Genomic DNA, 13600 nt, shown 5'->3' on the forward strand with positions numbered 1-13600 from the left:
AGACCCCCACGTGACTCCCGCCATCGACGCCCATGTCCGCCTCGACACCCACCCCACTCACCCGAGCGCCGTGCAGGCCGTCCTGACCGGCACCCAGGCCCGCGTCGCCTCCATGGCTCTGGAGGCTGCCGGCTGGAGTGCCGCCGCCACAGGCGTCCTGGTCCTGGCTCGCATCGATCACGAGGAGCCCTACTGGGCCGCCGACGCCGCCCAGCACCTGACCGCCGAAGGCATCACCGTCGAGATCACCCCGCGCCTCCAGGAGGCCATCGACGAGGAATGGACCTGGCCGAACTACCCGATGCCCTGGTGCACCCGCAGCGAAATCCGCGAAGTCTCCAACCAAGCGCAGAAGATCCACGACGACATCCGCAATGGTCACCTCCTGATTCACGCCCACGCCCACGACGGCCACACCACCGTCGCGGTCGGCACATACCTCCACCGGGGCGGCAAGTCCGTCTACCTGCACGGCGAGGATCATCTGCGTCAGGTCGCCGACACCTTCGACTCACCCGCGGAGGCACTGGTGGCCTTCGAGAAGGTCCACGCGGCCGAGATGTGCCCCGGCCCGGCGCCCCTGACCGACACCGAACGCGCCGCCATCGCAGCGCGTTCCGTCTTCGACGTCACCACAGCCAAGCCCGAACCGTCCCGCCCGGAGCCGGAGGCCGTCCCCGTCTACCTGGCCGATGCCGGTGACCACGACGCGCTCCTCGACAGCTTCCTCGACGCGCACGGCGAGTTCGAAAAGTGGCGCACCTGGTCCGATGAAACGACCCACGCCATCCACGAATCGCAGACCCTGCGCATCGAACGCGTCCACGAAACCCAGGCCCGCGAGACCGCCTGGACCGTGGCCGCCTACGAGACACCCGTCTCCGACCGCATGTGGCACCTCACCGCGACCGGCGCCACCCCCGCCCCCGTGCTGCAGAATTTGCTGAACCACCTCGCCGACGGCGACGGCTGGGACACGGTCATCGGCGTCCCGGTGGGCGAGAGGACGGTCACCACAGCCACGCAGCCGCTCACTGAGGCCGGGTGGAAGCACACCCTGACAGGGCACGGGATCCGGTGGACGTCCCCCGACGGGCAGGCAGGCGTTCGGTTTGACCCACTGACCGCGCAGGCCCCCCGGAACCCAGCCACCTGGACCATCTGGGCCGGCCCTGACCCGGACCGGCCCAACTGGGCCATCACCGCGTCCCCGCACACCCCGAGTTCGCTGCTGGCTGACCTCTCCGAAGCTCTCGCCCACGAGACCGGCACGCGCCAGCCCCAGTCGGGCCGCGAGCACAGGACCCGCCTCGCAGCCAGTGCACCGGCGGCTCCGGCGGTCACGTCCGGCCGACCCGTCAGCCATTCACGCTGATCATCGGCCCTCACGAGCGGGGCAACATAGCGTGGGATCGCCGGTTGGCCAAACCGGCGATCCCGCGCACCATAGATAGTCCACCGCCACGCCCTGCCCGCACGTCGAGAGGCTCCTCCCACGACCGCAGACACGACACGTAGCGCAGCCCGTCACGAGGCCGGCAGCGCCGGGCGATCACGCCGCCGCGTAGCTTGCCCGGAACAGCTCCTGCGCCCGCTCCACATCCCTCGGCGTACGCAGCTGCACCTCCAGATCACCCGTCCCGTGGTGACCGAGACCGGACACATCCCGGGTGAAGCCCGGAACAAGGTCGACATCCTTCGGGTCGACCTTCAGGTAGACCAGCAGCTTGCTGCGCTGCGGCGGGCACAGGCAGGCGAAGTTCCGCAGCCGCTGATACGCCCGATAGGTCTTGCGCTCCACCCGGTTCACGCCGTCCCCGAGCCCAATCAGGACCTCGTCGACCGCACCCGCCAACTCGCGCATCGCCGCGCCCTGGACATCAACCGCCGCCCGGGCGACCGCCCCGCGCCGTGCCCGGCGGGCCACCTGCATGCCGCCGCTCACGGAGGCCACGGTCTCAAGCCCGAGCAGGTCCCTGCCGAAGAGTCGGTAGCGAACCAGGTCGATCGACCTCCGGTGCTCGCGCACGGCATGCACGTCGTAGCGGGTGAAGTCGCCGGCGATGCAGATCAGGCGCGGTCCGCTCCACAGGACCTGGGATGCGGCCGTCACCCCGAGCCGGTCGCGGACCAGGTGCTCGAACTCCGCCCGGTGGTCCATCAGCCAGGCCAGGTAGAACAGGCCCTGATTTATGACACCGGCGTCCGTGCCGCGCTTGTACTCCACGATGACCGGCGATCCGTTCTCGTCCAGCCCGAGCGAGTCGATCCGGCCCTCGTGCACCGGGCCGGTGCTGTACTCGCTCGCCAGGAACCGGACGCCCACCAGCGTCTCCATGTGCGCCTCGACAAGGCCCTGTACATCGGCCTCGATCTCGGCAAGACGCGGCATGACCTCAGTCATGCCGCTATTCGTCGTGTCAGTGCGGAACAGCTTCAGGCCCGACACCTTCCCCTCCTCGGCTCGGAGATCACCAACACCGACGGGGTGCGGGATTGTTTCCGCGAAAGACTTCAGGGGCGTGAAGATAGTGTGAGACCCTACGTGCGGCCCGATCGGGGAGCGCTCGCGTCCCCCGGTCACCGGGAACCCGCGATTCTCCCATGTGTCCCCCGCGACCCGGGGGACAGCGCACGGAAGCTGCGTTTACGCAGGTCAGCCCCCGTAGCTCAGTGGATAGAGCACGTGCCTTCTAAGCACCTACCCTGTCTCACGTAGCCCCGGCGAATGACTACTGCGCTCGCTCCGCAGCAAACCATCACCGAGAAATCCCCTTCACCTCTTGCCGCTTGGCTGGCCTCCTTGAGTCGAATGTTCCATCCAACATGCCGCAGGCACCGAACCGCTGGCGACTGATTCGTTCGAACCAGCGACGGCGACGGGTGACACAGCTGCAGCGTTACGGAATGGGAGTTCGACGCAGATTTCCCAATCTTGCAGCCAGTGGCAGGGTAGCCGAAAATAATCGCTTACGCGTTCGGCCTCGGAGCATTGTCAGTGCCGTGTCCTAGCGTGAATTGCCGGTCAAGCGGATGATGTTGGGGGGCTCTCTGTGTTCTTTGGCGAGTCATCCGCGGCGTACGAGAGCATCACGTCGCGGATGAAGGCGCTGGCCGTAGTTCGGCCACTATTAGCGCTCGACGAGAGTCCGGCGAAGCGGGAGCGGGGCTGGGAGGGGTACCGGCTGGCCGAACTCGCCTTGGCAGCCATCGACTTCGTAACGCTGCGGATAGGGGCGCGGACGGCAGTTCGGCAGGAAGCCGTCGTGGAACAGGTGGCTGAGTCTGCGGCGCTCCAGGTTCCCGGGCGGGCGGGTACCGAGTATCGGGAAGTCGCGCGCTGGCTGGTGGAGCGGATGATCAACACCGAGAGACACGACCGGTGCTTTCGGCACGAGATCGGCAGCGTGACAAGCGACGGCTTCGTCGTCAGAGACTTCCCGTTCCAGATTCTCAAAGACGTGCCGGACGAAGCCGGGCAGGCTGCGCTGACAGTTACTGATGCGGCCATCACGGTGCTCGTCCATGCGGTCGATGTGGACATCGCGTCCGAGCAGATCGCGGCGGAGGCCAAGCTGGCCGCGCTACTCAAGCGCGCGCGGATCGGTGAGGCGTGGCAGGCCGCCCGCACCGCCCACTTACAGAGCATCCGGTACGCGAAGGAACTGCTGAACCGCATGGAGGAGATGAAACGCAACGTACGGGCCGTCGACTGGGAGGCGGATCTTGAAGGCCCGCTGAAGGAGGCGCAGGAGCACGTTGAGGAGAGGTCTCGGGCGGAGACTCAGCTGAAGGCGCAGGTGGCGCAACTGCTCGAGGTCACGGAAGAGGAACACAAGCGGCAGCAGCTAGAAGCACTGCATGCGCTGATCGAGGATTGTCTGCAGCGGCACTTGATGCTCATCGACATGCTGCTCAGGGTGGTTCCTGAGTTCCGGCGCCAACAGGACCGGCAGATCTTCGTACCTCCCGTGGTCCACACACGGGTGCATCTGCGCAGCCAGCTCCTGGAGCCGGCGCTCGAGCTCAGCATCGAGGACAGCGAGCGGCCCCTGGAGACGTTCGTGCGTGGGGTGCTGGGTCCGGTCCGCCCGAGGGTGATGTACCTGCCGAACTACTTCGAGGCCCTCACGCGGATGCCGGAACAGGCCGAGATTGAGCTGGTCGCAGTGGGCGCATGGGACGACTGGGAAGACACGTCCGATCCACCGAGGTTCGACGACGCGCAGCATGCATGGGTGGACAGGCTGCTTTCGGGTGTCCCCGGGGAGGGCGTGCGGCTGTCTCGGCTGCTCGAGCGTGCCCGCCAGTGGGGCGAGGGCAGAGGGCCTGGTGACGACACTGATCATCTGCTGGCTATGGAGACCGCGCATCGTTTTCGGCATATCCCCGTCGCCGAGCTGGCGCGCGGTGAGGAAGCCGTCGTTGTCGTGGATGACGGGACTGAGTTGGACGACCCGGTTTTCGGTGGCAGCGACTTCCTGCTGTTGCCGGCCGTGGGTGAACCGGTCTCCGACAGCGTTGATGCGGCCCCGGACACGCAACCACCCCATTCACCAGAGTTTGTTCCCCGCACCACGAGCGACGATCTGGAGCCGAGTGCATGACGCAGTACGACGATGTTGCCGCAGCAGCCCGGATGGTGGCTTTGGCTATGACACGCGGCAAGTCCCCAGGGCGCTCTGGAGACTACGCCCGCCTCGTGCGGCGGTTCGATACGGAACCGGACTTCGCGCAGCTGGTGCGGAAGGTCGCGCAGGGCTTTGACCTCACGGTCCAGGAAGTACACCCGCAGGCGGGACTGATCCTGGCAACCACACGCGAGACTGACTTCGCCGTCTCGGTCACCGACCTCGTGCCGAATGCGGAGAACCGTCCGCTGTACCTACTCGCTCACCTGGCCATCGCGTCGCGAGCCTTCCCTCGTCCGGAGGACTTGGACGACGACGAGCACGTCGCCCGGGTATCGGTGCAGAAGGTCGACGAAGACGTTAGGGCCTATGCGACCGTCCTTGAGCGCCGTGCTGCAGCCGCCGACGAGGACACCGACTCGCCGGCCGGCAGCCCCGGGCTGGAGGGATTGTGGCGGGCCTACCTGCGTCGAAACCCCACCGGTCGTACGGACAAGGACAGGACCCCGCGCTCGGCGACGTACGCGCTGGTGAGGAGGGCGTTCACGCATCTCGAGCAGCGCGGATTCGTCCGCGCGACCAGTGAGGAAGAGGGCGGCACCTACGTCACCAACGTCCTGTACAGACTGCACATCCGTGACCAGGCAGCCCGGGACATGCTCCAGGAACTGGCTGCCCTGGGCGTGGCGGTCTTGCCGCACCACGATGCGTCACTCCCATCCGAGGCTCCGGAGCAGCCCGACGCTACGGACCACGGCATGCTCCCGGACTCCGCCCCAGCCACCTGACGCCATCGCGATGTAAGGACCCCTCTCCATGTACGAGTTGAACCGCATCCTGCTGCGCAACTTCGGCCCGCTCGATGCCCGCTACGAAGACGTGAACCTGGACTTTTCTGGCGTGGGCCCCCTGGTTGAGACTGCATCCCTGATGCCGGCGCCCGGACATGTCACGCAGCGGCCCTCGCCAGCCAGTCTGGTCATGCTCCAGAACGGCGGCGGCAAGGGTGTGCTCCTGACCGGCATCACCTGCACCACGATCCCGCTGCGCCACCATGACCCGGAGGAACTGCGGAGCTTCGTCGTCTCGCCAGCTCAGCCCTCCCATATCGTCCTGGAGTGGGCTGATGCCCGCACTGGCAGGCTCTTGGTCACCGCGCAGATCCTCGCGCCCGAGGGCGATGGCAAGCTCAAGCGCCGCTTCTACAGCTTCCACCCGGGTGCCGCCCTGTCCGCGGACGATCTACCTTTCCACCGCGACGGTCACTGGCTGCCGTTCGACCACTACTACACCGAGCTGTGCGAACTGCAGGACACGGTCGAGGCGTTGGAACTACAGATCGTGGACGGGCAGGAGAAGTGGGAGAAACATCAGGCCGGTCTGGGTCTCGAACCTGGCCTCTTCGATGTCCAACGCAAGATGAACGCCACCGAGAGCGGGGCGGCCGAAGCGTTCACCACCTCCAGTGCGGCAGCGTTCGTCCAGTGGCTGCTGGAGAAGGCCAACGACGACGACAAGTACACCAGCCTCGGCAGTGCCTTCGAGACCTATGCCGGCGCCCACGACCAGCGCGAGAAACTGGTCAAGGAGCGGGAGTTCGCGCTGGCCATGGAAGAGACCTGCGCCCGTGTGGCCGACCGGCACCAGGAGCACACCGACCAGCAGCGCGAAGCTGGCGAGGCCAGGGCCGGCCTCGCCGCCCTTGCCGCAGGGCTGATGCGTCGGCATCAGATCCTCACCGCCGCGGCACAGGCCACCACAGACTCGGTCAATGCCACATACCGGACCCATGAAGCGGCCAAGCAGGAACTAGACGTCGCCAAGGCACGTGTGGCGCATGCGCGTTGGGCTGCCTGCGGCATCGAGCTGGGCGAATCAGCCGAGGAGCAAAAGCAAGTCGCCGCGACGACACAGCGGCTGGAAGACCGTCTTGCGGGCTGGCGCAGCGTCCCGGTCGCTGTGCGTCACGCGGCTGCCCAGGAGCACCACGGCCGCATGCAGCGGGCCCTCTCCGAAGCCGAGGAAACAGCCGCCCCTTATGTGCAGGCGTGTGATATCGCCGCGGCGGCGCTGCGGGCGGGCTACGCGGCGGCCGAAACGCAGGCACGCGTCGAGGCCGGCAACCTGGAGAGGGAGATCTCCGAGTTTCGCAGCAAGATCCAGCAGTGGCGCGAGCGAAGCAACTCGCTCCATAAGGATGCCGGTACGGCTGAGGGAGAGCAGCGCCAGTTGCGCCGTCAGGTGCAGGACTTCGAAGAGCAGCTGCGCACCGCACGGGACGAAGGACAGGTACAACCCGGCGAAAGCGCCGCGGACGCCGCCTCCCGGATGGACGGCGAAGCTGATCACCACGGCCAGCTCCGTGTAGAGGCCAAGAAGGCACAGGATGAGGCCCGCACCCGCCGGACACAGGCATATCAGCAGCTGCCTGCACTGCAGGAGCGGGCTCTCGATGACCGCCGCGCAGCAGAAGCGGCCGAAGCGGAGACCGACCGGCTACGCGTCCGCGCCGAGTCCGTGCGCCGCCACCCCGTGACTGCGGAACTGCTTGAGCTCGGCCTCGAAGACCTACAAGACGGCGATGCCCTGACCTGGCTCGCCGACCACTGCGCTGCCCTGCAGAGCTTGATCGAGCGGAAGATCACCGCTCTGGACGGTGCGCTCAGGCGGACACAGCTCCAGCACAGCGCGGATGAAGAACTCCTCGCCGCCCTGGACACCAGCGACGGCCTCCTGCCCGCCACCAAGGAGGTCCGCACCCTGTGTGCCGACCTCTGTGCCCAGGGCATCGACGCCGTCCCCGGCTGGCAGTGGCTGCGCGACAACGTCCCGCCGGACGATCACCAGCGCCTCATCAACGACCACCCGGACCTGGTCGGCGGCATCATCGTAGGCGGCGGCCTCGCAGCGCTGGATCAGGCGCAGCGTCATCTGGAGCGCACCCGTCCCCTGCCCACGGCGGCCGTCGCGGTAGGAACCGGGGAACGGATGCTGACGCCGGTACCCGACACAAGCGGCCGGATGGTGCCCGAGCCGACCCCGGCCCTGCATGACGAACAGGCTGCGGCACTCGAACGAGCCGAGGTCGAAGCACGCCTGGCGGCCTCCGCGCAGGTACTGGATGAGCTCGGTGAACGCATCAGTGTCACCCGCGACCTGGGCAACAAGATCACGTACTGGCTGGACGAGATCGGCCCCGTGAGCGTAGAGGTCCGGCTCGAACAGCTCCAAGAGCTCCGGACGGCAGCGCAGGCATCCCAGGCCAGCCTTGAGGTCGCGCGCGCCAGCGCCGCACAGCACGACGATGCCGTCACCGCTGCCGAGGAGGTCTACACACAACAGGAAACGGCTCACCGCGAGGCCGCCGAGGCCGCGCAGGCGATGCGCCGCCTCGCGGAAGCCGAGGCGAAAGCCAGCCAGGCACGCGACCGGATCACCGCGCTCGAGGAAGAAGCTCAGCAGCGTCAGCGCGAACTCGAGGAGCTGGGCGAGAAAGAGGAGACCGCCCACGGCGACATCGCACGTATGACCCAGGCGGTGGAAGCCGCCGTCCAGCAGGCCCAGAGCCATGCCCAGGCGCGAAAGAAGGTCACCGCCACGCCCGAGGCCGAGCAGGCTCAGCACACCAAGGGAGCGCCCTGCGAAGCGCTCACCGTCCTCCAGCACCGCTACGAGCAGGCAGTCGAGGACCTGCGCAGTGTGGACATCGGAGAAGACCAGCGTCAGCGTGCCAAGGAAGCAGAAGACGCCCTGCGCGCCTGCCAGGACGAATGGGCGCAGGTCCCTGACCGGGTCAAGCCCTTCGCTCAGGAATACAGCCGTTCTCCTGCCGCGGCGGATGACGTCCAGCGCGACGCCGTACAGCGCGATCTAGGCCAACAGATCAACAGCCTCCAGGACCAGCTACGGCGCCTTCGAGACAAGGAGAGCCGTCTCAAGGAACGACACCGCACGCTCGCCACCGCAGCACAAGACATCAGCGCTCAAGACGTCGCCGAGTGGACCCCACACTCCCTCAAAGAGGCTTACGACCTGACCGCCCGTGCCGAACACGCCCAGGCGGAGGCCCAGCAGGCCGAACGCGGCGCCGGCGAGGAGTACAACGCGGCCCGCAGGCAGCAGAGCCAGCACACTCGCGAACTCGACGCCTTCGGTCACGTCCTAGCACGCTTGGATGCCACGATCGAACAGCTCGGCATTCAACCCGCGGCGGACCCCTACGAAGGCACCGCCGATGCGGCCGAACCCGCCGTACGGCAAGCCACCGCCCGCTACGAAGACGCCCGGCGCAAGCTCACCAGCACCGAGCGCCGCGTCGAAGACAGCGTGTCCTTGCTCAAGGACCAGGCCAGCGACGTCCGCTTCGAGCAACTCGACATCCCCTTGCGCAACCAGATCTCGGCTCTTGACCGGCGGCACATCCCCGCCGCCGCCCGAGAGTGGACTACGGCGTTGCACCGCGCTGCCGCAGCCCTGACTACCCAGCTCGAAGGCATGAGCAAGGCGCGTGAGGCCCTCGTGTCCCAGCTCAGCGGCTTCGTCACCGAACTCCTCCAGCAAGTGGACCAAGCAAGCCGGTTCTCCCTCTTCCCCGACGGTCCCACGCCCTGGGCAGGGCAGCGCTTCCTCACCATCCGCTACAGGAAGCCCGAGCCCTCCGTGCTCACCGCCCATATGCGCGAAACCATCGACAACCTCGCCGCCAACCCGCGCACCCGCAAACTCAAAGGCACCGAGGTGGTCATGCGCTGCCTGCACGCAGCCGTTCCCCGTTTCACCGCCGAGGTCATGAAACCCAACGCCACCCAACGAATCGAACGCGTGCCCGTCGAGAAGATGGGCAAGATCTTCTCCGGTGGCCAGGAACTGACTGGCGCCATCCTGCTCTACTGCGCCCTCGCCGCGCTGCGCACCTCCCCCGGCCCCCGCAGCCGCACCCGCCACGGCGGACTGCTCCTCCTGGACAATCCCATCGGCCGCGCCAACGCCCCTTACCTCGTCGACATCCAGAGCCAGATGGCGGCAGCCCTCGGCATCCAGCTCATCTACACCACCGGCCTGAGCGACGAAGCCGTCACGGCCCGATTCCCCGCCACCATCCAGCTGCGCAACGACGCCGAAGCCCGCACTGGCCTCTCCCGCATCCGCCTCGACGACCGCGTCCGCAACGCCCTCATCCCCACCCCTCGGACCGCCCCGGACACCCACGGGCCCGAAGCAAACGGATACCTCAGCTCCGCACGCCTGTACACCAAGGGGGATACGAACCGATGACGACGCCCACCCCCGAGCAGCTTCCTCGCCTCTCATCAGGCGCCGCCCGCCTCAGCGCCGCACTGCACGCTCGCGCCGAGAAGGCCACCGTGCCGCGCGCCATGGTGATGGAAGCCTTCACCGCGGCCCTCCCCGGCACCGCCCGCGGTCAGGACTCTCGCACCGCACTGGCAACCCTGCTCGAAGAACTCTCCGACGCCGGCACCCTGCGACTCCCCCACGGCCAGAGGCACAAATGGGACGCAGGCCGTCCCGCCCTGCCCGAACAGATCCGGTTGCCCGCAGTCGCCCCCCGCAAGCCCGCTCCTGTCGCCACACGGCGCTCCTACCGCCCTGAACTCGACTGGGCCCACACGGCGTACCTCACCTCCGCCCACCACGAAGACCTGGCCCTCATCAACCGATGGTTCCGCGACACTAGCAATCGTCCTGAACTTCGTGTACCGATCCCCCTGCGCGAACGCTCGTACGAGATCTTCCAGGACGAAAAGCGCCTCGATGGTCTCCTCTCCGGTGCGCTCTTCGCCCCCGGCCGCCTTACCCTGGAACAGCTCGGCACCTTTCGCGAACCACCGCCCCTCGCCTACCGGCTGCTCGGCGACGGAGACACCCTCCTGGTCGCCGAGAACAGCGACACCTACGCCACACTCCGCGACCTGCTCACCTCGAATCCCGGACGCACCAGAGCCGTGGCCATCGGCTCCGGACGAGCCTTCGAAGCCTCCATCGAAACTGCCAAAGAAATCCATGGAATCCAGCGGATCCTCTACTACGGCGACCTCGACGCAGAAGGGCTCTCGATTCCCGCCCGTGCCTCAGTAACAGCCACCCAGTGCAGGCTCCCCTCGGTCGAACCCGCCTCCGCGTTGTACGACCTCCTCCTGAGCCGGCCCTCCACGCCGGGCCAGATGGTCTCCGATGAGCGCGCCCACACGCTTACGGCCTGGTTGCCGCCCAGACTGCGACAGAGGACTCATGAGGTCCTGCTGTCAGGCCGCCGTATTGCACAGGAAGCCACCAACCGTAGCCAGCTGGCCGGCGACGCCACCTGGTGCCCTTGAGTTCGTCAACCGGGATCGCGTCGACACGCCCCGGCACCAGGCGTCCAGGTGCTCGACTGAGTCGTCCGGCGCGGCTCGGCAGCCCTCCTTCTCACCCGGACCAAGGACGGCTCTGGCCACCAGATAGGAGTCAAGCCGCTTCCCAGAGGCCGGCATCCAGAATTCGAGCAGCCTTTGTGATGCTCCCCGGCATCAGGTGCCGGTAGGTTCGATACGTCTCCTCGATGGACTTGTGTCCCATCCATTCGGCGACGTCGGTGATGGGTATGCCGCTCCCGAGCGCGTTCGAGGCAAAATAGTGCCGGAAGCTGTACATTCCGACGCCGTTCTCCGCAGGGAGGTCTTGGAAGAGTTTTTGCACACGACGGCGTTCCATCGGCTCCGTGTAGTAGCCGCTCGGCCCGCGCAGCAGGTAGCCGTCCTTGGTGGTGCCATACTGCTCCTCGTAGCGCTCCAACGCCTCCTTCACCGAGCGCGGGAGCGGAACCTCCCTGAACTCGCCGGCCTTGCGGTGCTTCAGCTTCGCCGGCTTGTGCGTGTTGGAGTGGATCTGCTCGTGCACCCTGTAGACGTCGTCCGCCACGATGTTGTTGACGTTCACCGCCCGGGCCTCACCGTTGCGCAGGCCGCAGCCGACCATCATGACGATCTCAAGCGCGAGATCCTCGTCGGCGACAGTCAGCGCCTTCTTCACATAGGTGAGGGAGGGAATGACCACCTTCTCGCGAACGTACTCCGGCTCTTGGACGCCCTTCACCGGGTCGTCTGCCATGGCACCTTTTCCGTAAGCGTCTCGCAAGATGGCCTTGAGGGTGCGGAATATGTTCACCTGATTTCCGCGACCGACCTTGTCGGTCTCCAGCTCGTCCAAAAAGCGCTCGACGACAATCGGCGTGACCGAGTTCAGCTTTCGTGATCCTAGGCGGGGAACAATGTGCACTTTGATCGAGCTGTCGACGTGCTCCCCGGTGGAGTACTCCGTCATCTTGCGCTGTCGGGGTCGCCACTGTTTGGCGTATTCCTCGACCGTCTGCTGCCCCAGCTCGCGGCGGGCCTCGGCGATGGATGGCGCCGTGCTCTTCTTCTCTTTATAGATCTCCGTAAGGCGCTCGATCGCGTCGTCCTGCGTGTCGTACCCGGACTCCTCGCGCTGCTTGCCGAGCGCGTCCCTGAAGCGAATCGTGTACGGGTGCGGGCAGCGGGTGGACTTGGTGCAGTCACATTCCTTGAAGAAGGAGCCCATGCCGCGGGCGAGCTGTCGAGCCACGTGTCGAACCTTCCGAGCGGGAGCGAGGAACCTTGCACAGGCACTGCGCAGAGGGCGGAAGGTCAGCAAGCGGAGACAGGTCTGCGACGCATGCTGACCTTTTGCTGACCTGGTGGGCCTCTATTATGCCCCTGACCTGCACGGATGCCCAAATGCTAGGTCTTGGACTTGGTCAAAGTTCGCAGCACTTTGGACTCCTAGAAGACGGCTCCCCGCCAGCTTTCTGCAGGTCAGGGGCACTGTTCACTGTACACCGGCACTCGTCGGACTCGAAGATGCCAAAGAACATCGACTTCACTCGGGCAAGAAGGCTCCTCGCCTGCGCTTCCATGTAATCCAGGCCGCTGCACCATCGCCGACCAAGCACCCGCTCAAACCCCTGTCTCGGAACGGACGAGGACTCATGCTGACCAGATGCTGACTGACCTGACGATGCGCCAGGTGCGCACTTCATCGAGCACGGAACCACCCTCCGCGTCGACCTGGAAGACGGTCAACCCACCCGACAGGGGGCTTCATCCGGCCCCAGGGCATTAGAGGGCGTCTGAGAAGACGGAATTACCCATGACCAGGAACACCGAACACCGTGAGCTGCGAACCCTTCTGCTCCTGCTGACCCTGACGGTGGGTCTGCTCACCACCGGAGGGGTCGTCTGCCTGACGTTTGTCTATCCGAGGTTGGCTGAACCCCTTGCCGTGGGCGCCACTGTCCTGACCTGCCTGGCGGGCCTCGTAGGGTTGGTCGTCAAAGCGGCTGGGGAACACCGTTGACTGTGCGGCCCGCTCCCGAGTCACCCCGCCGACTTGCTCCGCCGCGTGCCGCGGCCCGCGCCCGTCCCGCGCTGCGGCTGACCGCGTCGCCCGTCGCGCCCGCCGCCTCGTCCCGCATTCGCGCCCGAGGGGCCATTGGCCTACCGCGCTACCGGCCTGCAGCCAGGTTCTGCGAGGACAGGTGTTCGCCGTTGTTCGGCGAACGTCGCGAACAGCCCCGCTGCGCGGTCGGCCCGTGCCGTGCCGCTGTCCCGCTCGAGCTATCCGCCCGGGACGCCGGGCCCGAACTGCTGCGGTGTCTGTCCGCCTTCACGTACCGCTTGTCGTTGCTGCTGGACGTGCAGCCTACGGTGCCGGCAGGAAGCGGACCGGAACGCCGGGGAAATCCCCCGTAGGAGCGTGTCCGGCGGCCTGGATGCGTGCGTGTCCAGCACTACCGGCGACGATAGCCGATGCCGCCGGACTTTCGACGTTTCGACAGACGCGCTTGCGCCGCGCCTTCTAGGGCGTGTTTTGAAAGTGCCTGGATCCCCTTGTTCTGCGTCGTGATGATCTCGGTGTGGGGCGAGGGGATCTTTCAGACGAGCAGTGGTCAG

8 protein-coding genes are annotated in these 13600 nt (G+C 66.7%); 6 read left to right on the top strand and 2 right to left on the bottom strand.

Annotation, left to right across the window (positions count from 1 at the left end; genetic code table 11):
* Window positions 1-10 precede the first annotated feature (10 nt).
* Window positions 11-1375, top strand: a complete 1365-nt coding sequence (locus tag ACWEQO_RS16945) for a DUF317 domain-containing protein (protein ID WP_452983749.1) — start codon at window positions 11-13, stop codon at window positions 1373-1375.
* Window positions 1376-1552: 177 nt separating this feature from the next.
* Here ACWEQO_RS16945 and ACWEQO_RS16950 read toward each other — a convergent pair whose 3' ends face one another.
* Entirely contained in the window at window positions 1553-2449 is an 897-nt protein-coding gene (locus ACWEQO_RS16950; RefSeq protein WP_452983752.1) for a DUF5655 domain-containing protein, read from the bottom strand.
* Between the two features lie 604 nt (window positions 2450-3053).
* On the opposite strand from ACWEQO_RS16950, the gene ACWEQO_RS16955 reads away from it, so the two are divergent.
* From ACWEQO_RS16955 to ACWEQO_RS16970, 4 genes are read left to right on the top strand one after another with little or no spacing between them, the layout of a single operon-like run.
* Entirely contained in the window at window positions 3054-4607 is a 1554-nt protein-coding gene (locus ACWEQO_RS16955) for a hypothetical protein (RefSeq protein ID WP_452983755.1), read from the top strand.
* Window positions 4604-5419 carry a hypothetical protein gene (locus ACWEQO_RS16960; RefSeq protein WP_452983758.1) on the top strand — a complete coding sequence of 272 codons (816 nt, stop codon included), beginning with the start codon at window positions 4604-4606 and terminating at the stop codon, window positions 5417-5419. Before ACWEQO_RS16955 ends, ACWEQO_RS16960 begins: the two co-directional genes overlap by 4 nt.
* Window positions 5420-5447: 28 nt before the next feature.
* The gene (locus ACWEQO_RS16965) at window positions 5448-9905 is read left to right on the top strand and encodes a hypothetical protein (protein ID WP_452983761.1); all 4458 of its coding nucleotides are present in this window, start codon (window positions 5448-5450) and stop codon (window positions 9903-9905) included.
* Window positions 9902-10966, top strand: a complete 1065-nt coding sequence (locus tag ACWEQO_RS16970; protein WP_452983764.1) for a Wadjet anti-phage system protein JetD domain-containing protein — start codon at window positions 9902-9904, stop codon at window positions 10964-10966. Before ACWEQO_RS16965 ends, ACWEQO_RS16970 begins: the two co-directional genes overlap by 4 nt.
* A gap of 130 nt (window positions 10967-11096) precedes the next feature.
* Here the strand turns inward: ACWEQO_RS16970 and ACWEQO_RS16975 are convergent, their stop codons facing one another.
* Window positions 11097-12209: a tyrosine-type recombinase/integrase gene (locus ACWEQO_RS16975; protein WP_452983791.1), complete on the bottom strand. Its 1113-nt coding sequence runs from the start codon at window positions 12207-12209 to the stop codon at window positions 11097-11099.
* A gap of 588 nt (window positions 12210-12797) precedes the next feature.
* On the opposite strand from ACWEQO_RS16975, the gene ACWEQO_RS16980 reads away from it, so the two are divergent.
* Complete coding sequence (locus ACWEQO_RS16980) at window positions 12798-13004, top strand: hypothetical protein (RefSeq protein WP_452983766.1); 207 nt, start codon at window positions 12798-12800, stop codon at window positions 13002-13004.
* Window positions 13005-13600 lie beyond the last annotated feature (596 nt).

The sequence above is a fragment of the Streptomyces sp. NPDC004051 genome (assembly GCF_053604275.1).